At 47.0% G+C, this 23,458-nt stretch carries 26 protein-coding genes; 18 read left to right on the plus strand and 8 right to left on the minus strand.

Annotation, left to right across the window (positions count from 1 at the left end; all coding sequences use genetic code 11):
* Positions 1 to 205: 205 nt before the first annotated feature.
* Positions 206 to 424, plus strand: coding sequence for a hypothetical protein (locus tag EQP46_RS00580; RefSeq protein ID WP_129491793.1), 219 nt, complete (start codon positions 206 to 208; stop codon positions 422 to 424).
* Between the two features lie 473 nt (positions 425 to 897).
* Here the strand turns inward: EQP46_RS00580 and EQP46_RS00585 are convergent, their stop codons facing one another.
* A complete protein-coding gene (locus EQP46_RS00585; RefSeq protein ID WP_129491794.1) occupies positions 898 to 1,782 on the minus strand; it encodes a ribonuclease T2 family protein in 885 nt (294 codons plus the stop codon).
* 325 nt (positions 1,783 to 2,107) lie between these two features.
* Here EQP46_RS00585 and EQP46_RS00590 point away from each other — a divergent pair, with 325 nt between their 5' ends.
* Complete coding sequence (locus EQP46_RS00590; protein ID WP_129491795.1) at positions 2,108 to 2,734, plus strand: YiaD family glycine zipper/OmpA-like lipoprotein; 627 nt, start codon at positions 2,108 to 2,110, stop codon at positions 2,732 to 2,734.
* A gap of 210 nt (positions 2,735 to 2,944) precedes the next feature.
* Positions 2,945 to 3,151 carry a hypothetical protein gene (locus EQP46_RS00595; protein WP_017008937.1) on the plus strand — a complete coding sequence of 69 codons (207 nt, stop codon included), beginning with the start codon at positions 2,945 to 2,947 and terminating at the stop codon, positions 3,149 to 3,151.
* A 139-nt stretch (positions 3,152 to 3,290) separates the two neighbouring features.
* On the opposite strand, the gene EQP46_RS00600 is transcribed toward EQP46_RS00595, so the two are convergent.
* A complete protein-coding gene (locus EQP46_RS00600; RefSeq protein WP_129491796.1) occupies positions 3,291 to 3,566 on the minus strand; it encodes a hypothetical protein in 276 nt (91 codons plus the stop codon).
* A gap of 313 nt (positions 3,567 to 3,879) precedes the next feature.
* On the opposite strand from EQP46_RS00600, the gene EQP46_RS00605 reads away from it, so the two are divergent.
* A complete protein-coding gene (locus tag EQP46_RS00605; RefSeq protein ID WP_129491797.1) occupies positions 3,880 to 4,356 on the plus strand; it encodes a hypothetical protein in 477 nt (158 codons plus the stop codon).
* A gap of 232 nt (positions 4,357 to 4,588) precedes the next feature.
* Positions 4,589 to 4,900, plus strand: coding sequence for a hypothetical protein (locus EQP46_RS00610; RefSeq protein WP_102389965.1), 312 nt, complete (start codon positions 4,589 to 4,591; stop codon positions 4,898 to 4,900).
* A gap of 65 nt (positions 4,901 to 4,965) precedes the next feature.
* Here the strand turns inward: EQP46_RS00610 and EQP46_RS00615 are convergent, their stop codons facing one another.
* From EQP46_RS00615 to EQP46_RS00630, 4 genes are all read right to left on the minus strand, one after another.
* Positions 4,966 to 5,340 (minus strand): ribbon-helix-helix domain-containing protein, encoded by a 375-nt coding sequence (locus tag EQP46_RS00615; RefSeq protein WP_129491798.1) that lies wholly within the window; start codon positions 5,338 to 5,340, stop codon positions 4,966 to 4,968.
* A 16-nt stretch (positions 5,341 to 5,356) separates the two neighbouring features.
* Positions 5,357 to 5,914, minus strand: a complete 558-nt coding sequence (locus EQP46_RS00620; RefSeq protein ID WP_129491799.1) for a DJ-1/PfpI family protein — start codon at positions 5,912 to 5,914, stop codon at positions 5,357 to 5,359.
* 215 nt (positions 5,915 to 6,129) lie between these two features.
* Positions 6,130 to 6,621, minus strand: a complete 492-nt coding sequence (locus EQP46_RS00625) for a P-loop nucleotide/nucleoside kinase family protein (RefSeq protein WP_129491800.1) — start codon at positions 6,619 to 6,621, stop codon at positions 6,130 to 6,132.
* 39 nt (positions 6,622 to 6,660) lie between these two features.
* Positions 6,661 to 7,059, minus strand: coding sequence for an ACT domain-containing protein (locus EQP46_RS00630; RefSeq protein ID WP_129492164.1), 399 nt, complete (start codon positions 7,057 to 7,059; stop codon positions 6,661 to 6,663).
* 243 nt (positions 7,060 to 7,302) lie between these two features.
* Between EQP46_RS00630 and EQP46_RS00635 the strand changes: the two genes are divergently transcribed.
* Together EQP46_RS00635 and EQP46_RS00640 are read left to right on the plus strand one after the other, a co-directional pair.
* On the plus strand, positions 7,303 to 7,527 hold the full coding sequence (locus tag EQP46_RS00635) for a DUF6500 family protein (protein WP_129491801.1): 225 nt from the start codon (positions 7,303 to 7,305) through the stop codon (positions 7,525 to 7,527).
* 52 nt (positions 7,528 to 7,579) lie between these two features.
* Positions 7,580 to 7,975, plus strand: coding sequence for a VOC family protein (locus EQP46_RS00640; protein WP_129491802.1), 396 nt, complete (start codon positions 7,580 to 7,582; stop codon positions 7,973 to 7,975).
* A gap of 46 nt (positions 7,976 to 8,021) precedes the next feature.
* Here the strand turns inward: EQP46_RS00640 and EQP46_RS00645 are convergent, their stop codons facing one another.
* Both EQP46_RS00645 and EQP46_RS00650 read right to left on the minus strand, forming a co-directional pair.
* Positions 8,022 to 8,534: a hypothetical protein gene (locus tag EQP46_RS00645; protein WP_129491803.1), complete on the minus strand. Its 513-nt coding sequence runs from the start codon at positions 8,532 to 8,534 to the stop codon at positions 8,022 to 8,024.
* 339 nt (positions 8,535 to 8,873) lie between these two features.
* The gene (locus EQP46_RS00650) at positions 8,874 to 9,731 is read right to left on the minus strand and encodes a delta-class carbonic anhydrase (RefSeq protein ID WP_129491804.1); all 858 of its coding nucleotides are present in this window, start codon (positions 9,729 to 9,731) and stop codon (positions 8,874 to 8,876) included.
* 388 nt (positions 9,732 to 10,119) lie between these two features.
* Here EQP46_RS00650 and EQP46_RS00655 point away from each other — a divergent pair, with 388 nt between their 5' ends.
* The 11 genes from EQP46_RS00655 (at position 10,120) to EQP46_RS00705 (ending at position 23,414) form a co-directional block, all read left to right on the plus strand.
* Positions 10,120 to 11,358: a hypothetical protein gene (locus EQP46_RS00655; protein ID WP_129491805.1), complete on the plus strand. Its 1,239-nt coding sequence runs from the start codon at positions 10,120 to 10,122 to the stop codon at positions 11,356 to 11,358.
* A gap of 15 nt (positions 11,359 to 11,373) precedes the next feature.
* The gene (locus EQP46_RS00660) at positions 11,374 to 12,492 is read left to right on the plus strand and encodes a hypothetical protein (RefSeq protein ID WP_129491806.1); all 1,119 of its coding nucleotides are present in this window, start codon (positions 11,374 to 11,376) and stop codon (positions 12,490 to 12,492) included.
* Positions 12,493 to 13,139: 647 nt separating this feature from the next.
* A complete protein-coding gene (locus tag EQP46_RS00665; RefSeq protein ID WP_129491807.1) occupies positions 13,140 to 13,478 on the plus strand; it encodes a hypothetical protein in 339 nt (112 codons plus the stop codon).
* Positions 13,479 to 13,614: 136 nt separating this feature from the next.
* The gene (locus EQP46_RS00670) at positions 13,615 to 14,505 is read left to right on the plus strand and encodes a DUF6414 family protein (protein WP_129491808.1); all 891 of its coding nucleotides are present in this window, start codon (positions 13,615 to 13,617) and stop codon (positions 14,503 to 14,505) included.
* Between the two features lie 783 nt (positions 14,506 to 15,288).
* The gene (locus tag EQP46_RS00675) at positions 15,289 to 15,633 is read left to right on the plus strand and encodes a YajD family HNH nuclease (RefSeq protein WP_129491809.1); all 345 of its coding nucleotides are present in this window, start codon (positions 15,289 to 15,291) and stop codon (positions 15,631 to 15,633) included.
* 258 nt (positions 15,634 to 15,891) lie between these two features.
* On the plus strand, positions 15,892 to 16,644 hold the full coding sequence (locus EQP46_RS00680) for a winged helix-turn-helix domain-containing protein (protein WP_240671574.1): 753 nt from the start codon (positions 15,892 to 15,894) through the stop codon (positions 16,642 to 16,644).
* Positions 16,641 to 19,223, plus strand: a complete 2,583-nt coding sequence (locus EQP46_RS00685) for a PAS-domain containing protein (protein ID WP_129491810.1) — start codon at positions 16,641 to 16,643, stop codon at positions 19,221 to 19,223. Before EQP46_RS00680 ends, EQP46_RS00685 begins: the two co-directional genes overlap by 4 nt.
* A gap of 183 nt (positions 19,224 to 19,406) precedes the next feature.
* Complete coding sequence (locus tag EQP46_RS00690) at positions 19,407 to 20,429, plus strand: sugar ABC transporter substrate-binding protein (RefSeq protein ID WP_129491811.1); 1,023 nt, start codon at positions 19,407 to 19,409, stop codon at positions 20,427 to 20,429.
* An 89-nt stretch (positions 20,430 to 20,518) separates the two neighbouring features.
* Positions 20,519 to 21,577, plus strand: a complete 1,059-nt coding sequence (locus tag EQP46_RS00695) for an ABC transporter permease (RefSeq protein ID WP_129491812.1) — start codon at positions 20,519 to 20,521, stop codon at positions 21,575 to 21,577.
* Entirely contained in the window at positions 21,574 to 22,368 is a 795-nt protein-coding gene (locus EQP46_RS00700) for an ATP-binding cassette domain-containing protein (protein WP_129491813.1), read from the plus strand. The genes EQP46_RS00695 and EQP46_RS00700 overlap by 4 nt, the downstream gene beginning before the upstream one ends.
* Before the next feature lie 86 nt (positions 22,369 to 22,454).
* Entirely contained in the window at positions 22,455 to 23,414 is a 960-nt protein-coding gene (locus tag EQP46_RS00705) for a substrate-binding domain-containing protein (RefSeq protein ID WP_129491814.1), read from the plus strand.
* Positions 23,415 to 23,458: the final 44 nt, after the last annotated feature.

Below are 23,458 nucleotides of genomic sequence, written 5' to 3' on the forward strand. Positions count from 1 at the left end.
TGATAAAAAATAATAAACTCTTTCATCCAGTATCATTGAACGTGGAAAAGAAGAGGGGGTATTAGGGAAATTTATGCTTAGAACCCCCGACAAAATTACAAAAACATAACAATTTCACCGTTGTCTCACAAATGCGTCGTATTTCGAAAGTGATATGAAATTACACTCAGCGCGTTAGAGGTCAATTTATACCAAGGAGATAACGATGAGTGTACATATGTGGTATTGCGATAGCTGCAAAGCCGAAACTGGTCATGACGTACGTGAGCAAGGCCACCACGATCAAGCCGTTCGCGCGAAAACAACCCCGCCAGCAGGCACACATTCAGATTCAACAGAATGTACGTGTACGGTATGCGGCAATATTCAGTGGGTCGATCCTGTCGATATCTTCCATCTTGATGTGCACGATTTTGGCGACTAACACAACAAGCGGTATCAACCACGAATAGAAGCTCACACGAGTGCGCCAACGTGGTACGTAAACCGTGCTGTAAGCATGAGAGAGGGCAGAATGTTTCTGCTCTTTTTTGTTTCTACCTTTCGTCAAACATCTGCTTTCTTTTCTACGTTCTCACCATTCTTATTCCATGCGAGTTCTCCTTCCATGTTAACGACGTAATTAAGTAGGTTTTAAGTGGGTTATAACGCACTATAACTTATATTTTATGACCACCTAATCTATACACAATAATGGGTTTAAATACCGGTATTAGTCGTAATGCACTGAAATGTAATGGATAGTTTAAAGCGTGGCTTACTACGTGATTAGGAGGAAGGCCGATAGTGAAAACAGGATACAAACACATGCAGAAGGTCATGTGTTTACTCAATACAAAACGCCCTCAATCACTGAGGGCGTTTGTTTTTCTCTTCTTGTCACTGAAGCCAGAGTCGTTAAAGTGCTCTGACTTTTACGTTCTTACCGCATGAACGTTCCATCTCGGTACAGGCTTCGGCGATACCTTCTTTAGAGAAACAGATTCGGATTTCATCCAGCGTGTTTTTCGGACCAGAGCCTTCATCACAGGCCAATTCGATCATGTTTGCTTTCAGGCGTGGATTCTTGTCGATAACCGCTTGTCGGATCTCGTCTTGAGAAAACTTTCCTGACGACAGATCGGGCAAAGAGAGGGAATCCCACAGTTGGCCAGTGAAGTCATAATACTCCGAACGCGAAAGGCCAGAGCAGGTGCCGTGCTTTTTCCATTCGTGGCTAATCAGGTAATCCGATGGCATAAACGCGAAGATTTCCTTCTTGTTAATGCTGTCCACCATGTTTGCTGGCACGTCGCAGTTGCCAGGGTAACCTTTGTTGTATTGCGGCCATAAGCCGTGAACGATCCATTCACGTGAACATTGAGGCTGGTTCTTGCCTTTCACAAGACAGAATTCCGGCGAATAGCTTAGCGCTAACTTGTAGTAATCAAATTGTCCTGCCACATGCTTGTTATCGCTACGCGAGTACTTCTTTGATTTCGGCGGTTTAGCGCCGTCACCACGGGTTTTGATGGTGTCTTTGTCCTTCACTGTGCCGCAGTCTGTTTTTGTCCATTTGTCGCCGACACCATCAATACGAATACGCACAAAATCTTTGGCTGCGTTGTTGTACGTCAGAGTTTGATAGGTCGTGCCGACATCGAGAGTCGATAAGTTAGAGTTTGATAGTTGTTTAATGCGCTGTGCGTACGGACATTCTTGCGTCGCAGTGAAGGTGTCGGCGAGAGAATGCGAAGAGAAAAGCATCGCCGCGAAGATAATAGGGACGTTAAGGCGTTTCATGTCTGAACCTGAAAATGGAAAGGAACGATAAGCATACTGATAACCGCAGCGTATCTTGTCTAATTAGCGATACTTATGCCGCTGTTGGCTTGGCATTTCAAGTGTCTGCTGGTGGATTTATCAATAATTTACACGAAAAAAGCAAAAAAGAGATTGTCTCTAACCGCAACCATGTGCTTGAATAAAACACTGTTCAATATATTATCGCGCATTGACTTTCATCTGACATTTCAAGCTTTTCGTGTGCGTAATATCAAATCGAAACAAGCAATACGCAAACATGCTCGGGACAGGGCATGCACAATAACAGTGGAGATCAATCACTATGCGTAAATCGATCCCAGTCATCACTTTGGTGGCAGCGTCAATTATTTTAAGTGGATGTGCAACAAACACGGGCAGCGGAGCGGCAATTGGTGCGGCGACAGGTGCCATTCTTGGTAAAGCGACGGGCAACCACAAAGATAAACGTATTTTCATTGGCGCGGCAATCGGTGCAGTTGCAGGCGCGGCGGTTGGCCAATACATGGATCAACAAGAAGCGGCGTTCCGTGAAGAACTTTCAGGTTCCGGTATAGAAGTAGTGCGTGAAGGGGACAACATTCGTCTCGTTATGCCGTCAAACATTACGTTCTCGACTAACCAAAGCAACATTTCCCCCGGCTTTGATGAATCGCTCGATGCCGTTGCGAAAGTCATGAACAAATACGACAAAACCTTCTTGAGCATTGAAGGGCACACAGACAGCACTGGCGATGCCGCTTACAACATGACACTGTCAGAAAAGCGCGCGGAAAGCGTAAAACGCTACCTGCAAATGCAGGCCGTGAACGCAGATCGTTTGTATGTGACGGGGTATGGTGAAACACAGCCACTGGTATCGAATGATTCAGCAGCAAACCGTTCAAAAAACCGTCGCGTAGAAGTGCAAATCGTGCCTAACACGGCGTGATGATACGAAATAACATATTGTAAAGATTAGAAAAGGGGCTTAGCGGCTCCTTTTTCTTACGTGAGAGTCAGACAGGAGTATGAAAACGGTATGAAATTACCGCGAGTATCTCACTTGGGGCAGAAAAATCCGCAATTAGGCTAGAGCGCTTCGCAAGTAAGTAATACCATACGTGCAAATGAAAAACTTACTCGTGAAAGGAATTTATTGATGGCATTAGTCGCTTGCCCAACCTGTGAAAAACAAGTCTCTAAACGTGCGCTTGCATGTCCTGGTTGCGGAGAACCTGATCCTGCGCGCTATCACTCTCGCAATACTTGGCTTGGCCGTCTTTTTTGGCTAGCCGTTTGGGCTGCAATTGGTGCGCTAGTTTGGATTAAAGTGGTACCGCTTGTGATGGATGTATTCAAACAGTAATTCATCCCAACACAAGCCGCGGAGGAGAGGAATCGCAGCAAGCACGCGCTTTCACTTCTCCGTTCTATCTCTCTTTTCTCTCATTCGTTAATCAGTACGTTTTCTTTGCAGTAATCGCGCCATTTCACGCCATTACGAATCACTGAACGTTATCGTACCTTCTGGCTTCCATGTACACATCGCAGTCTTGCCAATCGGTAATGCTGAGGTGAGTCAATAAGACACCTGGCGAGCAATCTCCGACTGCAATTTTATAGAAAATCAGCGCCGTTTCTTCATCTCCGCCGAAGCACTTCTGAATAGAACTGATCGCATTTTCTTTTTCCGTCCCTTCGCTCACTAACTGGCGAACCCAGTCATACTCCAAAGCGCCTTCGTTAATGATGGTTTTCCTTCCCAGCGTGAATGCGGCCATCTTTCAGCTTCCTTATGAATATTAAAGAGTTGTGACAGATGTATTACTACGTTTATTAAAACGTAAAAGCCCACGCTTTAATTCGATGCTCGTCGCAAAAATATGCATGCATTAGCACATGATATGCGCTAAAAATTCATGAAAACACAGGGAAATGCAGAGAAAATCTCATCGTTTTGAACAAGCGCTTCGAATTGTTCCCATTTTTATAACCCATCACACAATTTCATCAGTCCATTTGAGGATCAAAATTAAATCGGTGTTAGCCTGACTCGGTTCATTGGCCACATACTTAAACACCATGAAATGGATTTTGTCGAACTGGCTTCGAAAGAAGAAATACGAAAAGTTCTTTAGTCGTGTGGAAGAGGATTTCTTCAAGAACGACAAATACAGGCCTTACATCGAAGAGAAGATCCTCGAATCGCTACGAGATAGCCAAAACACCAAGCCCAAAAGGGCGGTGAAAATTGTTCTCGCTTGTATTCGTCAGTCTTTACTTGATAAGTATTTGACTGAAAACCGCTATATCCGTTTCTTAGAAGACAACAAGCAAGAGTTCTTTGCTACCAGTGAAGAGGGCACAGACGTTGCCCAAGGCTACGAAAAACTCATCCAGAACTTCATCCACAACAAACAGAGTGAATCCTCCGATTACATCGCGTCACACCTTCCTAAATTCTACAGAAAGCTCGCCAAAGACTTAGACGTCGATATCGAATACCCGACGTGTGAGAAAGGCGAACAAGACATGCTTGATGACATCATCATGATCCTTAACAACAAGTAGTCGTTCCGCTGGGTACGCCCCTAATGCCCAGTTTTACAGTCTTATTCACGAATTCATACGCCAATATGTTGTATAACGCTTTGTTGTTTAACAATAAAGCGAGATTTTCTCGTGACCTAGCAAGACAACGATGAGTCTTAGGGTGACTGTTATAGCAAGGGTTTCAACTCTCCCTTGCCGTATTTTTAATTTGGATTAATATATACTGTATGTATAAACAGTAGTAACGTATATGCCAGCAATTAGATACCAGCACAACTACCGATCTGTCGTGCTTTCCGATGAAAACCTGCACCTCAAGCATCCGTTAATACCGGCTTTCCTCAAAGACGGCAGCCTCGTTTACTATCCATTTGGTGGGTTTGTACGACGTGAAGTGCTGACGTATGAGCAGTACGTCAAACTGACGTTCATTAGCGCTTTTTCCCCCGAAGGAGAAGACAGTGCCTGGGAAGACATCACCAGCCACAAAGTACTTGGTGTGTTTATCAAAGGGGAATACTTTGTCGTGCTTTCCGAAGGAAAGCCGATCATGGTGCAGTGAGCAAGCGTATTTTAGTGTTCATGGAACAGACACCGTCACGAAGCCTATTCGTTAATCGTTGCGCGTTACTCATTGCGATAGCGCGCTAACCTTTCTTGTCTGCGGTGGCTTTCTGCTTCTAAGATTGTGGTCGCGTCTAACGCTTGGAGTGACTCATCATTTCTGAGTAATGCGCCGTCCGCAATCAAAGACAAATAACGGCTGCAGCACACCCTCAGAAACGACGTGAAGTTGCTGATATCATGATTTGATTCCAGCGATTCAAAATACAGACTCGTGATCATCTTATTGAGAGGCAGTGCATCCCTGTGCGCGATTTCAGCTAGGGTGTTCCAATAAAACAATTCGAGCCGAACGGAGGTAACCACGCCATCAATTCTTATTGAGCGCGTTTGGCTTTCCCACAACGATTCATCCGCACCGATAAACAACTGACACATACTTACCTCCTTGTTTCTACAGCAAACGCGTAAATTGCGAAAGCATGGCAGGATGAGCAGGCCAAGCGGGTGCTGTGACCAATTGCCCATCTGTGATTGCTTGATCAAGCGGTATCTCCACGTACGTCCCGCCAGCCATTTCCACTTCAGGCTTACACGCTGGGTAAGCCGTGAGTTTTCGCCCCTCAACAACATGAGAAGCCGTCAGAAGTTGAATACCGTGACAAATTGACGCAACTGGCTTGTTAGCCGCAAAAAACGCACGGATAAGCGCTGTAACACGTTGATCTAATCGCAAATACTCAGGAGAGCGTCCCCCTGGAAGGTATAGGCCGTCAAACTGATCTGCTTTAACTGTGTTGAAGTCAGCGTTTAACTGAAAGTTATGCCCACGCTTTTCTGTGTAGGTTTGATCTCCTTCAAAGTCATGAATCGACGTTGCGATGAAATCACCAGCGCGTTTCTCAGGGCAAACCGCATGCACTTCATGGCCCATCGCAATAAGCGCCTGATAGGGAACCATGTTCTCGTAATCTTCAACAAAGTCACCAGTAATCATTAGAATTTTAGCCATTGTTAAGACCTTCTCCGTTTAATAAATGTCGTCACGTTGAGAAGCCATTAAACGGCCTTGCGTTAACAAAGTGGTAACATGTGGTTATTACATCTGGCACAGTGGGATCATAAAGGCGAAATTGGCGGGAGATGTACGGAGGAAGTGTTACATCTACGAACAGGATAGGATTGAGCCACATGTTTTGGAAGGCGCTGAGAGGGCGTTTGTGTGTTTTAGTCACGCACGACGCGAATGTTTAACATTTCCGTGTCAGAAGGCACGTCAAAATACGCAGAGACATGGTAAAACATCGCTTCTGTATCAAAGGCTTGCCGTTCTGGTTGTGCCTGCCTACGTTGCGCAATTTGTTGTAGGCATCGCGCATCATTCCTATCCAAAAAGATAAGTTCATGAGAGGCAGAGATAGCATTCGCCAATTCTAAGAACCCTTTTCGTTGACCTTTCGTGTTCGCAGGAAAATCCATGACCACACTTGTCCCCGTTTTCAGGATGCGCTGAACATGGTCATGAACGAGGGGTTTCATGCGGCGAGAGAGGATCAAATAGTCATCAAAACTGTTAATCTGATTCGGGTACAGCGCTGACAGCCAATCGTCTTCAGAGAGTAAAACGGCATTCTTTTCTTGGGCTAACGTTAGGGAGTACGTCGATTTCCCTGCGCCCATTTTGCCGCAGAAAAAGTACAGCGTGCCAATCGCTTGCATGTGTTGCTCCAACGCCAATGAACGAGATAAGTTGCGCTGTTAGCTTTGCACAAATTCCAGCAACGCCGCCAATGCAGGTTCTGCTTTTTCGGCCTGAACGAAAATATGATCGTGATAATACGCAGCAATGACATTGGCACTGATGCCATTATCCGCCAGCTTGTTGGCCACCGCCGCCGTCAAGCCAACCGCATCAAGGCTCGAATGCACGGTCAGCGTGATTTGCTTATATACGCCTTCATAGTTAAGCCCAGCTTGATCTGCCGCGGATTTGCTCACGAGCAAGGTCATGCCTTCTTCCTCTTGGAACGTCGCCCGAGGGTTGAGCGCAATATACTCACTCAAGGCGCCCGATACCGTACAAAACACCCAGTCGCCCTCAATGAGTGCAGGGTGCATTGATGCTAACAACTGATCGAGTTCTTTAATGCCTGCCATGATGATGTCCTTATGTTGAATGCTGATGTGTACCGACGACATTGATTCCGCTTTCCATGTTTCGCCATCATCTTCGATTCAGCATGGGCAACACAATGCCAAACGCCATGAAAACACCCTGATCGAAGAATAAATGCCAACACCGTCAAACTCCCGAAAGTGCCACTTTTACGTGGGACTGTTTAAATATACAGTGGTGATGATATTTGCATCATAAAACCACGAAATAAGGAGCAAAGCGCAATGCATCCCATGCTTCGCGAGAAAATGTTGAAGGTGTGCCAACAGAAAATAGAGAAAAAAGGCGAGGGCGTGAATGTGTCCTTCTATGCTTTTTTTGCCAACAAGAACGACAACCCTGAACGCCTCATGGAAGCCGCGACATGGTGGATCCAAACGCACAAGCTCGACCACTTTGAAAAAGCCACCAAGATTTTGTCCTTGGTGCACGAAGACGTTGAGATGTGAAGTACATCGCCAACAAGCACACGAATAACCCAAAGCATTCTAGGAGTATGTCATGACCATTTTTAGCCACGTCACGTTAGGCACCAATGATTACGATAAAGCGGCGCAATTCTATGATGCCGTGCTTGCGCCGCTGGGTATTCATCGCGTACCAAAGCCCGCCGGTAAACCGCTCAAGTACGCAAAAGGGGACGAATTCACCGTGCTCTACATTTATCTTCCGTTTGACGGAAACCCAGCCTCATGGGGAAACGGCACACACGTCGCGTTCTTAGCGGAAAGCCGAGATGCTGTTGATGCGTTTCATGCGCAAGCCATCGCAAAGGGCGGTATTGATGAAGGCAAACCAGGGCTGAGAGAAAACTACAGTGCCAATTACTACGCCGCGTATGTACGGGATTTAGACGGGAATAAGCTACAAGCGGTCTGTTATGCAGAGCAAGCGTGATAGGTGCTAATGAAGCACGTCGCCCAGCAACGTGCTTCAGTAATCATTATTGAACCGGCATCATGGGATATTGCGGATCGACCACTTTCACAAAGCCGACCTTTTCCGCCACGTGGCAAGCATTACACACCGCTTTTGTGGTTTCGAATGTTTCCCAAATCTTCGCATCGTCTTTTGAATCAATGGCAGTCTGCATCACCTTCCACTGAGAATCGATAAACATGGCATCGGCATTCGCTTTGCGCGCAGGGCGACGTTCAGTGCCATTCACAATGGTTTTCTTTATCTTCTTCCATTGATAGGTTGCCATGTCATAGTTCTGGTTTTTAAGCGCAAAGTAAAACGTGTTAAAGCGAGCGCCAGTCTCGAACATGGTCATGTCAAAGCCCCGCATTTGTTTCTGCAGCACTTTAAAGCGTTCATCATTGGTTTCTTTATTCATCACCCAGTCATTTTGACCTTTGAATTGCGTCACGGTCGCAATGGCCGAAGCAGATGAAAGCAGAGCAGGGGCTAGCACTAAACTGACGCACAGGGCGCGTTTTAATATTGGCGACATTGTTCACCGTCCTTTTTTATTGTGGTTTATTGAGCGTTGACAGGCTAACGCAACCAAGAAGGCGAGGGATACAGTGAAAACAGGGGATTAGAACGGGAAAGCACGAATAGAACATCATTCAATGTATCAATACCTACTGCGTCATAATGAGAAAGCGACATGACAGCGACAAATTATTGATACATAAGCCTTTAATTTTCACAACTTTTGACAAGTGCGCATTAAATAAAGGGTGTTATGGTAAATAGGAGGGGCGTAAAAAGCAGTAGTGGGTACCACAAAGAAAAGGGCGCACTGACACGGCTTAAAACACGTGCTGTGCACCCAAATCGTTAAAGATTACTTCTCGATTTCAGAAAGCAGATCTTTGTTTACCACAAGGTTTCTTACGCCGTGAGCGTGGTCTTCATCAAAATCATTGCCTTCACACCACTCGCCAACGGTCGCGATGTTAACTTTGGCAATTTTAGGACGAACACTCCATGTTACCTGGAACGGCGAGCCTTCTTCGTTGTAACCCGGGCCCGTTGTTGAACCTGCATACTGAATAGGCTTACCCGTGTTGTTTGGAATGTTGATCGCCTGATGCACGCCGTCTTTTTTCTCATGCTCATTCAGCTCTTCAAAATCCAGCGCCGTCGTGTCATTCACCACGACATAAACTTGGGTTTCTACGCGCAATTGCGGGTTTTTATTGGCATCGTTAAAACATGCGCCCAGCGTTTCACCCGGTTCAACTTGCGCGGTGGAGTGTACGTAGTGCACTTCAATGGTGTCGCCCGGTTGCACATCGCCGTGTTTGCTTGGGCAGATTTCGCCTTTCACCGGTGCCAGTTCAGCCGCCGTCAGTTGGCCAGAATACTTGAAGCCGCTTTGGTAACCATGACCATCGCCATTGCCCGCATACTTGGTGAATTCACCGCCTTTGTGCTCAGCATTCTTGTGAAAATGGATATTACACAAGTTCATCTCAGTATATTTTGGCGCAGCATTAAACGTCAGCGTGTTATTACCCGCCGCCGAATCAATGTCACGTGGAGATTGAGGACCAAAGCCTTCGCCTTCAGTGTTTTCTGCCAGCTCTTGACGCTGCTCCGCGATAACTTTATCAGAAACAGTCTCGTGGGCACTTTTTGCCATCGCACCAAAAGACGCGGACACAGCTAATGCGAGGATACACAATTTGGTAGTTTTCACTGGTTCATTCCCTTTTTATTGAAATTTAACGGAACAGCGCTTCAGTACGAACAAATCAAAGCGAAGACCGTTATCAGAGAGTATCTAATCTTTAGTGCATTTTTTAGCGCCATAGTATGCAAGTGCCGAGTCTTTAAGGCAGCGTCTCTAAATTGCATCACAATAAATCACACACACCCTATGCAATTGTGATTCGGTTTAAAGTTAACGTGGTGTAGAAGCAAGCCGATGAAGAAAGGGGAAGAGGGTATTTATTGATTGTTCCGCTCAACAGAACAGTGACTTCTAGAAACAGTGAGTATTCCTAACATATCGCTAACTTTATAGTTTACGTGCTCGACAACCGTCTTGAAGGACAAGACGGGTTATCTCAAAGGAGAGTTATCGAATGTTTTGTTTAAAAAAAACAGTACTGAGTTCACTGATTCTGGCGTCTACGTTTACTGCTAGCGCAATGGCTGAAAACACGCAGCTAGACCTCAAATTTGCTGGCGCACTCGAATTTTCAGATACCGGCACCATGTTTGTCGGGGACAACTACAACGGTGCGATTTATGCCTTTGATTTAACCGAATCAAAGGCCCCAAAAAGCGTTGAACCCGTTTTCCTGACGGACATTGATGCAAGAATTGCGAGCATCCTTGGTGTAGGAAAAAGCGCGATTGCCATCAATGATATGGCTGTTCATCCTGTCACATCGGATATCTACATTTCCGTGTCACGCCTTGGTAATTTTGATTCATCACCGGCCATCATGAAGGTGACACAGAATGCACAGGTCGAGTTACTTGACCTCGATACGATTCCACATCAAAAACAAGCGTTAAGCCACTATCCTGATCAGAAAACCACCTTTAGACCACGCGGATTTGGACCAACGCATCCACTCGATCGTGATTTGGCAAAAGGCAAGGTCACACTAAGTTCTCTCGCCATTTTGGACATGGAATATTACAAAGGGGAGCTTTTTGTATCTGGCGTCGCGTTCGATAACTTCCTATCAACGCTCCGTCGAATGCCTTACCCGTTCACAGGCGAACAGACGGCGGCCAATGTAGAGATGTATCACATTGCCCATGACCAGTTCGAAACCAGAGCACCGATTCGCACCATGTCTGTTCAAGAGATAGACGGCAAACCTCAGCTTGTTGCCGCCTATACATGCAGCCCGATTGTGCTGATAGGCTTAGATGAGATAGTCGATGGCGCGAAAATCTCTGCTCGCACCGTCATGGACTACGGCAATGGTCAACCCATCGACATGCTCTCGTACACACTTAACGGCGAAAAATCGCTATTTTTAACCAGCAACAGTCGTTCGCCACATGTGATTCCTGTCAACAGCTTAAATGGTGCGAAAAGCTACACGAAAGGCGATCTTCCCGAAGGTGGAAAGACGGACACGCATCCACTGATGCCTGTTGGTGACACGGGTAAAACGGTCATGTTCGAAGGTATGTCAATGCACATCGACAAGTTAGGCGGTGGCAGGTTCGTCTCTTTAACGCGAGATATGTACACGGGAAGTTTAAACCTCGATTCAAACTTCGATTGGTTCCCTAACCGCATTCATAACTTGCAAGCCGAGTACGACTTCCCCCAATACTGGGCTGAGAAAAAACAGTAAACTCAGGCGAAATATATGACGAGAACCATGCTCACATTGAGTGTGTTCATTGGCGTATTGCTTCATGGTCAGGCTGCTTTTGCACAAGAAAGCAGCCTGACCATACCCAAGCAGCCCAGTGACAACATCGAACTTACCGTGCACAGCAATCAAGCTGTATCAAATCCATCGGAACTGTTAGCCGTGTTTGTTGGCGCACCTGAACATTGCTGCGACAGCAGATTTCCCATTGCTGGCAAATACCGTGTTGATGGCAATACAGTGCTGTTTGACCCTGCGTTTGACTTCGTCAAAGGGCAACAATATACGATTTCCACACGTGGGCAGGGCGCTGATAAACCCGCCTTGGAAGGCTTCGTCATCAAGCCAGACCAAGCATTCTCTTCACCCCAAGTCACCCAGATTTATCCGAGCGGCGATGACATCCCTGAAAACACGCTCCGCTTCTACATTCAATTTTCCTCGCCAATGCAGCCACATATGGCGACGCGGTTTATCAAACTGGTCAACGAAAACGGAATAACCGACGACGCAGCTTTCATGCATTTCAAACAAGAGTTATGGAGTGAAGATCGCACGCGATTAACGCTGTTAATGGACCCTGGTCGCATCAAACGCGGCGTGGCACAGAACCTAACCTTGGGGCCGGCACTGCTCGAAGGAAGCCGCTACTCAATCATCATAAAAGAAGGTTGGCCAACGGCAAATAATGGACTGAGTACCCAGCGTTACGAAAAGACGTTTACGGTGTCAAAAGCATTACGACATCTACCCAGCACAAATTCGTGGCAAATCGACGCGCCAGAAACACAAACTAAGGGGCCGTTAACCCTTCGTTTTGATCGTCCGTTCGATCAGCAGCTTCTGAAGAAAGCCATTCGTGTATTGGATAGCTCGGGACAAATCATCGCAGGAAACATGACGGTTGATGACAACGAAACGCGTTGGCAATTTACACCTGATTCGGTTTGGCAAACAGACAGTATCCAGATTGAAATCGATGCGCGACTTGAAGATGTGGCAGGCAATAATTTCCGCGAATTGATGGATCACACCGTCACAGCAAAAGCACGAGACGTTGACCAACACACGATCGTCGTAAAACTTGCAGCGCCAAACAGTGATGATGTTTAGATACGTCAGCGTTTAAATTCTGCATCAAACCAAAATGAGCCTGCATAAAGCGGGCTCATTTCTATTCTATTTACCGCGCTCGGCATGGTGAAGTTCAACGAAGACGATGGAAGCCATCCACAAAAGAACAAAAGGGCGCTGATATAGAATTGCTCCCGAATTGAATCGATCGCAAGCCTCTGTTCCAGCGCTAAATTCTGCTCAAACCTCCGCTCTGATCCTCCAACTTTCCAAGGGGGAGTTAGTGGGGGTTGTTTGCTCGAAGAGCAAATGCTTTTAACTACGGAAGAATGACCGCAAGTTTGCTGCCACCATGCGCAAGAAATTGAGCGCCGCAGGTAAGAAGGGCGCCAAGGCCAAGAAACAAGGAAAGCTGTTTTGATAAAGCACGCCAGAAAGACCGCACGCAAGGTTGATTGAGAGTTTGAGAAGAAGCGCAAACAGGAAGAACAAGAAAACCGCACATAGCGGCTTTTTAATTTTTAGCGACCCCAAAGTTGATACAAAAAAATTGACAACAAGAATTAATAATTCAAAATCGAACCATTATATTAAGTGTAAAATTAAATGGCATGCTAAAAACTAACTGGCTAGTAAATACAGTTTTCATTGGGATGATACCAATCTTCTTTAGGTATGTTGTGTACATGTTAACAGGCGGTGAAAGTATCGAGAGTGTTGCCGTGTCGGATTACATAATTCTGGGGTTAGTCATACATTTATCAATGATAAACGAATCAAAAAGAATAATAGACGTGCATCCGGGTTGGGGGACAACTAAAACCACATTATCATGCTTTTTTGTTGGGCTTTATAGCTTGCTATTTACATTATCGCTCGGAGGAGAGTCTTGGAATGTAGATATGGTTATGTTAACCAAAGGTTCCCAATATATATGCATAGTTTCATTTATTATAGGTCTGGCTGTTTTTTATGTGATTTCAAACGCTGAAAAGAACAAAGAAGGAAGTATTGTATATGATTAATACGATTCTTTTAGTTGTTCTTGTTCTAGGTGGCATAGCTGGGTTGGCTTTCTCTATTTGGTCATTTCATATAACAAGAAATAAATACCATAGCGAATATTTAAGCAGAAAAAAATAAAAAACAAGAGTTTAAAAGATGATTAAGAATTTTATATATGTTGATGAATATAAGCTGCAGTCATTGAGTGCCCAAGTCTTTTCTGGTGTTACTGACTATCTTATTAAAGATTACAAAGGTATAAATTCCAAGCTGGAATCTCAAAGGGGGCCAATTGGTAGTGGCAGAGATTATGAAGACACCGATGTGGTTGAAAGTTCCGTCTCTGAGAGGAAGAGCCTACATGACTTTGCATTTGTTCAATTTGAAAAGCACTTGATTGAAAATAACAAGGTCATTGAAGTTAATTCAGGAAATATCTCAAGTAAAATAGAAAGGATAAACGAATCATCTTTTATTAAAGTGACAGGTTCGGTCGCTTTTAATGACATGGATTCACTAAAATTGATGATGAAGAACTTCAACAATTTTGGCGAGGCTCTTACATTTTTAAACTTTACCAATGAACATGGTTTATCTTTAAAAAGCAATGCTGACAAATCAAAGCTTCACAATTTCAAGAAAGACATAAAGAGAGTTGCTCAAGAATGCAACCTTAGACAGGATGAAGACTTTATTAAGTATATGACCTATCTAATCGAATTTGGTTATGACGGGCAGTTTGAGTTCAACTTAGATTGTAATGGAGTTAAATTTATATCTCCGCTAGATAGAAACAATTTACGAGAAAGTGAAAAAACAATAATTAATAAATATTCTCGTCATACAATGAAAGAATTTACTCTTTTTGGTATCATAACTCAATCTGGACCAACTAAAAATGTTGATCTCAGGGGTAATAACTTCTCTAACCTTAAAAATGGAATAAGAAACTTAATCAACCATTTAGCTAACATAGAAAACACGTATTCAGGTAGAGACAGTTCTGAATTCGTAGTTGAGCCGCTAGCAATATATACCGAACTATAAATACACATTGTGAAAAAAGCCCGCAGTAGCGGGCTTTTTATCACTTCAATTTACCCCGAATCGGTATCCAAGGCGCAGGCTGTTGGCGCTTGCCGCCACAGTCGTTATACAACCACGGGTTTGATGAGAAGCAGCCTCAGCATCGCTTGAAGTCCTTAAAGCTCAACGTGTTGATAAGCATAAGAGGACATTACTAATGGGCTCAGATATGACACTACTAAAGAGCTCTAACATTGCCAGTGCGCATTATCTATCTTATGTTAAATAAGAAGTGCAGGAGAATGAAATCTATCGCCCTCATGTTTGTAATCGCCTTCCTTTGCTCCACTTTTCTCTTGTCCTTCAATCTATTGAACGTAATTGGCTATTTACCATAAAGTAGATAATTACCAGTCTACTAAGACGCCTTCCATGAAACGTGGTTTCCTATGGCTTCTTCTTATTCTGGGAATTATTTAAGAGCGCGGATTTTCAATCCTTGTGGCGATGTTGAATGATGCGCGGCTTTTTTGCCGATGCTGTGTGGAAACCTTCTCGGTGAAATGTGCGACTCTGCTTTTGTTTGTTCCACGTTCGCAGCATCCACTCAGTGCATTGTCGTTCATGGGTATCATCACATTGCCGCGTTTGTTCGTTCTATCGTGTCACCGCATTCAGGTTTATGGATTGGCTGTGTTGACGGAAAATCGTCGCTAACCTGCATAACGTTGATTTCGTATCTGGTAACTCTCGGTTCGTTTGATATATTGAGCGCATACTAATAACGGAAAGCAAGATACCAGCATGTCATCAGATTACTACGGCACCAGTGCCAGTTACGCGCGTAAAGAAAGCGGATACCGTGAAAAAGCGTTGAAGCTTTACCCTTGGGTTTGTGGACGCTGTGCGCGTGAATTTGTGTATTCGAACTTGCGTGAATTGACGGTTCACCATATCGACCATGACCATACCAACAACCCGCCAGACGGCAGCAACTGGGAATTGTTGTGCCTTTTCTGTCACGATCATGAGCATTCAAAGTACACGGATCACGACCAGTATGGCACTGAAATCAAAGCTGGGGACGATGATCACGTCGCGGCGACGCACAATCCTTTCGCCAACTTGAAAGATTTAATGAAGAAATAACCTCGCTTTTCCGGCATTACACGTCGATGTTTGATGCCAGAATCTCGAAACATTGAGCCAGAATGTGGGTGTTTATCACACGCTGTTCTGGCTTTTTTGCCTCTGTTATCTCAACAAATACACCCGATTCTCAATCCTCGACCAACATGCGCACCTTGATTAGCCTTATGGTTAATAAGCAGTTGTTAGAAATCAGTGGGTCGGCAAATGCAAAGACATGACGTCTGTTCCGTCGATTCACGCTATGCAGGAGTTGTAGTGTTGAAACCGGCAAGGATTGTCATCGTTGACGACGAAGCGTCTATTCGAGACGTGTTATCAGATGTGCTGTCTCAACAAGGACATGATGTAGTGTGTGCCGCTAACGGCCAAGAAATGCAGGCGCTGGGCGCGGTTGATTTGGCGGTGATCGATCTCAGGCTCGACAATGAAGATGGCCTGCAACTCGCGCGAGAAGTCAGAGAAACCAGCAATATTCCCATCATGATGCTCACGGGAAAAGGCGATGAAACCGATAAAATCGTCGGACTTGAAGTCGCGGCAGATGACTATATGTTGAAGCCATTCAACCTGCGAGAGTTCACGGCACGCATTACCGCCCTACTTCGTCGAAGCCTTGGGCCGCAAGCCTCAGAGGCGGGTGCAAAGCCGGTGACAACCGAAGAAACCATTTACCGCTTTTCATCCTGGAAGCTGAATGCAACGCGCAGGCAATTGACGCATGAAGACGGGCATCAACCCGTGTTAACCCACGGCGAGTTTACTTTGCTTGAAGCCTTAGTCTGTGCGCCTCATCGTGTGTTATCCCGCGAACAACTGATCGTGCAAACCCACGGGTATAACTGCGATTCGTTAGACCGGACCATCGACGTGCTCATACTGCGTTTACGACGGAAAATCGAACCCAATCCGCGCGTGCCTTCATTGATCAAAACTGAACGTGGCATTGGGTATGTGTTTGCGCATGATGTACTTCGCTCTTCGAGCGTGAATCAAGACGCGAGTGCGTGATGAAAACGACCAGCATCCGCTTTCAATTGATGTTGGCGCTGTTTATTTTGCTCGCGCTCACCACCGGTATGGCGGCGGTTTCCATGTCGACGCTGTGGAAAAACCAAACCATTCTGGACACCGTTTCCAGCACCACACTCACAGACACCAACACCGCGCTCAATTTGTCTGAGGGCGTGGCACAAATCGCCGCTATTGCGCCGTATGCCGCCAATTCTGTTCGGCCCATCTTGGTGCAAATAGAACGCACACACCTTGAAACGCGAATTGGCGAACTCAAGCGCCAAGCCTTGAGCCTGCATCAGAAAGAGTTTTCGGATGAGCTGTTGTCGCGGGTTTCTCAAGTCGAAACCTTGATTTATCAATTGCTCACGAACATCGAGAACGAGCTGTTTATTCGCGAAGATTTGCTGGCGAGCCAGTTTTCACTCGATCCCTATTTGTCTTCCCAAACCGAATTGAGCTTCATTGACGCCTTGTCTCAAGATCCGTCGTCCATCCCTGATGGGTGGATAGCGTTCATTGAAGACGAACTCACTCAAACCTACAGCGCGGATTCTGTTGTGCTGCAACAACTGCTGCCTGTGCTTTCATCACTGCGTCGTAGCAAGGTGCAAATCCAAGCCATTAAAGCAGAGAACGCCTTTTTACTGTCGTCCATTCGTGCCCAATCCGATCGCATGGCCGCGTACGTGCTCAACTTGGTGAAAACACATCAAGCTGACGTAAAGCAGCGGCAAAAAGAGAGTCGAGAAGCCATTAACAGTGCATCAGGCATGATGGCGTTCATCTTGGTGATCTTCCTGGGCGGCGTGTATTACCTCTACCGTTTCAACAGCAAAATGACCAAAGATTTGTCTGCCGTCACCGAGGAAATGTTGAGCCTTGCAATGGGTGAAACCAACATGACCGCCGCGCATATTCCTCGGCAAGATGAGATTGGGCAGCTAGCGAAAGCCTTTCGCGCGTTTCACCGCAATGCCTTGGATAAACAGCGCGTCACGGCGGATCTCAACCGACAAAACATCATGCTCGAAACCATTTTCAACCAGATGCAAGATGGCCTGAGCGCGTTTGATGGGAACAATCGCTTGTTGGTGTGGAATCAACGATACCCGATATTAATGAAGCTCAACCCCACCTTATTAACCCCAGGCATGCACCTTGATGAGATCAAAGCATTAATAGCCAACACGGAACATGAAAACCGTCTGCCTGATCGCTCGGTGGCGGAATACGATGACATGGCCGCAAACCGACACATCAAGCCTGTGGTGTTTGAACGCCATTTTGAAGACGGCACCATCATTGAATTCAGCAGTCGCCCCATTCCATCCGGCGGTTTTGTCACGCTTTATCGAGACTTAACCGAACGCCGCAAGATCGAACAGCAACTCGTCCAATCGCAGAAAATGGAAACCTTGGGACAACTGACGGGCGGCATTGCTCACGATTTCAATAATCTGCTCGCCGCGCAAAAAGGCAATTTAGAGCTCATGGACATGACGGCCAGCCTTGATGATACCAATCGGCGTTACTTGAATCGCGCACTGACGGTGACGGAAAAAGGCATTCAAATGGTGGAACGCTTGCTGGCCTTTAGCAGCAAACAAGCTTTAAACCCAAGCGCGGTGGTGATTGATGAATTGATTGAAGAAATCCTCGATCTGTTGGATTACACCGTGTCGTCAGGTGAAGAGCTTCGTATCGAGCTTTCTACTGCGCCGTCTGCGGTCTACATAGACATAGGCGGCCTTGAGAATGCCTTGTTGAATCTCGCACTTAACGCCAATGCGGCCATGGAAGGAAAAGGTACGTTAACCTTGAGTACAGGGCATTGCTGCTTGATTTCGTCAAGGCAAATGGCCGTCGCCATCGAGGTGAGAGACACAGGTAAAGGCATGGATGGTGAGGTGTTGAATCGCGCCATCGAGCCTTTTTTTACGACCAAAGAAAAAGGCCAAGGCAGTGGCTTAGGTTTGAGTATGGTGTTTGGGTTTGTGCAGCAGTCTGGGGGCGAGTTGTGCCTGTCATCCAGCCCTGAACGGGGATCTTCTGTCGCCATTCTTCTGCCGCTGTATGAGCCGGATTGCCTCCCAAACGCTGAAGAACACATAGGCGGTAAAGACAATAATCAGGCAGTGGGTGAAAGCGCCACATTCATGGCTGACCATCTAGATGCGTTAGTCGGAAAACGGATTGTACTGGTGGAAGATGATTCCGATGTGGCCTCGCCTCTCATTGAGATCCTGACGCATTATGGGTTGGATGTGTGCCCCGTTCACAGCGCGGAAGAAGCGCTGAATGTGCTTCATCGCTCGGCGAGTCACGACGGCATTGATCTGGTTTTGAGCGACATCAACCTCGGCAGTGCCCGCACAGGCGTGTGGCTTTATGAAGAGATGTCGACACAGTTTCCAGACTTGCCTGTGGTGCTCATGTCAGGCTTGCCGGCACATGAACTCGAAATGCACTATATGCTAAAACCGCATTGGCCACTGCTCGCAAAGCCTGTATCCCGCGAACAATTACTTCACGCCCTCGGCATGCAAATATTAAAGCACACCGCTTCAAATTGATGCGTAGCCACTAGGGTTAAAAACCCATTTTATCAGTTAATTATCCGATTTATTTCAATTGTTAACGACAATTCTTCAGCACTGAAACCGTTCATTCGTATTGCTTCTTCATGCTCTTTACCACGGCATGGAGGATGCGACTTTCCTTCGAATTTAGCGTGTTACCGTAATTGGAGAATAGACATGAAGTCTTTGTTTAAAACTACCCTTCTCGCAGCCATGATGGCGTCTGTACCTTTCGCAAGTGCACAAGCAGAAGACGTGCTTATCGGTCTTATCACGAAAACCAACACCAATCCCTTCTTCGTCAAAATGAAAGAAGGTGCGAATGCCAAAGCTGAAGCACTGGGGGCGAAAGTCAGTTCCTTTGCAGGACGCTACGACGGCGACACGGATTCACAAGTTCAAGCGATTGAAAACCTGATTGCAGCGGGCGCAAGCGGCATTCTGATCACGCCTAGCGACCCTGATGCTCTTGCACCCGCGGTTAAACGTGCGCGAGATGCAGGCGTGCTGGTGATTGCGTTAGACACCCCTTTTACGCCAGAAAGCATGGCGGATGCGACCTTTGCGACGGATAACTTCCTCGCCGGCAAGCTGATCGGTGAATGGGCGAAAGCCACCATGGGCGACAAAGCGGCAGACGCGAAAATTGCGCTCTTGGATTTGAGCACGTCAAACATTTCTGTGGATGTGGCGCGAAATCAAGGGTTTTTGACGGGGTTCGGCATTGATGTGAAAAAGCCGAACATCATGCGTGATGAGAATGACCCACGCATTGTCGGTAACGACGTGACGCAAGGCTCGGAAGAAGGTGGACGCCGCGCCATGGAAAACCTGCTTCAGAAAGATCCAAGTATCAACCTTGTTTACACCATCAATGAACCCGCTGCGGCTGGCGCGTATGAAGCATTGAAAGCGGTTGGCAAAGAGAAAGAGGTGCTGATTGTGTCTGTGGATGGCGGTTGTCCGGGTGTTGCCAATGTGGGTGACGGCGTGATTGGTGCGACGTCTATGCAGTTCCCGCTTCAAATGGCGGCATTGGGCGTGGAAGCGGTGGTCGAGTTTTCGAAATCCGGCGTGAAACCTGGCGCGACACCCGGTAAAGCCTTCTTCGATACTGGTGTAGAACTCATTACTGATCAACCTGCTGATGGTGTTCCTTCCTCAACCTCAAGCGAAGGGAAAGCAAAGTGTTGGGGCTAAGTTAACCCGCGTGCCCCCAAGTCTTATTCGCTTGGGGGCACGCTTCGTTTTTACACCTTTGTTGTTGGCATCTCTCTACAGGATTATTCATGGGAACTTCACAAGGAAATGAAGGCCAAGGTCAGCACCGTACCGCCGGTGAATCGCTAGGCGATCAATCTTTGCCGCTCGGGCTTCGTATTCAACGTTATCTGCACAACCACCCTACTGCCGCCCCCATTTTGGTGCTATTGCTCGCCGTGACCGTATTTTCTGCGTTGATTGGCGATCGTTTTTTCCACCCGTTTAACCTCTCGCTGGTCGTGCAGCAAGTCACCATCATTGGCATTATTGGTATCGCCCAAACCTTGATCATTCTGACCGCAGGCATCGACTTGTCCGTCGGCGCCATCATGGTGCTCTCGTCCGTGGTCATGGGGCGCATGGCCATTGATTTTGGCCTACCACCGTCAGTATCGTTATTGATCGGTATTGCCGTTGGCGCGGCGGTGGGTGCAGTGAACGGCTTTTTGGTGTCTCGGATAAAGTTGCCGCCTTTCATTGCCACACTGGGTACGTGGAATATCTTCTTTGCCCTCAACCTGTGGTATTCGAACAGCCAAACCATTCGCTCTCAAATCATCGCCAGCCAAGCACCGCTATTGCAGTGGCTCGGCACGACCATCGATGTGTTTGGTGCGCGGGTGACGTACAGCTCCCTCTTAATGTTGGCGCTTTTTGGCTTCGTTTGGTATTTGCTCAACTGGACGGCATGGGGTCGCCATGTGTATGCCGTGGGTGATGATGCCGATGCTGCCCGTTTAGCGGGAATACGCGTGCGTCGCATCCAGCTTTCAGTTTACGTGCTCGCTGGCGTGATTTGCGCGATTGCCGCTTGGGCACTTATCGGGCGTATCGGTTCAATTAGCCCGCAATCCGGTTATACCGCCAATCTTGATTCCATTACGGCGGTGGTGATTGGAGGCACCAGTTTATTTGGCGGCCGAGGCTCGGTACTGGGTACTTTGATCGGTGCGCTAGTGGTTGGTGTGTTCAGAAATGGCTTGGCGCTATTGAGCGTTGACGTGCTGTGGCAAGAGTTCACGGTCGGGTTGTTGATCATCATCGCGGTCAGTATTGACCAGTGGCTAAGGAAGGTGTCGTCATGAGCGCAAATAATGAGGTAAACGTACGCCCTGTATTGCAGGCTCGAGGGCTAGTTAAGCGCTATGGCAGAGTGACTGCACTCAATGGTTCAGACTTTGACCTAATGCCGGGCGAAATCTTAGCCGTGATTGGTGATAACGGCGCAGGGAAATCCAGCTTGATCAAAGCGTTATCCGGGGCAATTACCCCAGATGAAGGCGAAATCATGCTCGAAGGAAAAGCGTTACGTTTCAGCAATCCGATGGAAGCGCGCGAAATTGGCATTGAAACCGTTTATCAAAACCTCGCGGTAGCACCGTCGCTGAACATTGCAGATAACCTGTTTTTGGGCCGTGAACTCCGTTGCCCTGGCTTTCGTGGAAAATGGCTGCGCATGCTTGATAAGAAAGCGATGCGGGAAAAAGCCAAGAAGCAACTCACCGATCTTGGGCTTCTGACGATTCAAGATATCACGCAGGCCGTGGAATCTTTATCGGGTGGTCAGAGGCAAGGTGTTGCTGTGGCACGCTCGGCGTTGTTTGGCAGCAAGGTGGTGATCATGGATGAGCCCACTGCCGCCCTCGGTGTGAATGAATCTCGACGGGTGCTGAATCTTATCCAAGAAGTTCGCACGAGAGGTTTGCCGGTGATCCTTATCAGTCATAACATGCCCCATGTGTTTGAGGTCGCAGATAGGATCCACGTTCACCGTTTGGGTAAGCGCATCGACATTATTTCACCGCAAACGCATACTATGTCTGATGCCGTTGCCATCATGACAGGCGCAATGGCACCCAGTGGCGTGACAGCGTAACTAAATGAGCGAATGGATTTCGCTCTTGTTACTCGCCGAAAAAGGCACGACTAGCGCATAAATATCAAAGAGATAAGGAAGCCAACATGAAGCACTGTTTAAACCGATTTGGCGTTTTCATTGCTTTGCTGTTGGCTTTCATGCCCCCTGCCCAAGCAACATCGGAATCCATCACCACAGGCTTTGCTTTCAAAGAAAAAGTGACTGTCGGTATCAGCGTGTTTGACCTGAGCAACCCTTTTTTCGTGACCATGGTGCGAAGTATTCGCGATGAATTAACGGTGATTTATGGTGAGCCACCGCATTTGTTGGTGCGTTCAAGCGGCCATATGTTTGAGCGCCAAGAACGCCAATTGGCGGAGTTCATTGCAGAAGGTGCTGACATGATTTTCTTGGTGGCATCCGATGAGCACCGACTGAAACCGACCATACAACGCGCGATCAGCCAGAACATTCCCGTGATCGCCGTTGATGCACATGCCATGGGTTCGTCAGCCAGCATCACAACAGACAATGTACAAGCGGGTGAAATTGCTTGCCAACGCTTAGCGGAACACCTTGATAATCAGGGCGACATCGTCATATTGAATGGCCCTGCGGTTTCTTCCGTGATTGAACGTGTTGAAGGCTGCAAACGCGCGCTGTCAGGCACGGAAGTAAGCATTCTTTCAGACGAATTAAACGCGACAGGCAGTTACGAAGGTGGGCTTGAAACCATGGCTTATGCACTTCAAGCCTTTGAACGCATCGACGGTGTGTTCGCGATCAATGACCCTTCAGCACTGGGCGCGGAGCAAGCCTTAAAACAAGCAGGCGCAGATGCCGTATTGGTGTCCGTTGATGGCAGCCCAAAGGTGCGCGAAGCCTTGCAACAAAAACGTCAATGGTGGCTAGCAACGGCCACGCAGTTTCCAGATCGAATGAGCCGTGAAGCCGTCAGAATTGGGCATCAAATTCGTCAGAACGGTGTGTTATCCAACACACATAAACTGATCCCCACCGAACTCATCGACAGCGAAAACGTTCACCAGTTTGTAAGGTGGTAATTGGGGCTGCGATTGATGGGCTTTTGGAAAGGCGCTTGAGATAG

This window comes from Enterovibrio baiacu (assembly GCF_004120195.1).
In the GTDB taxonomy this organism is placed as follows: Bacteria; Pseudomonadota; Gammaproteobacteria; order Enterobacterales; family Vibrionaceae; genus Enterovibrio; species Enterovibrio baiacui.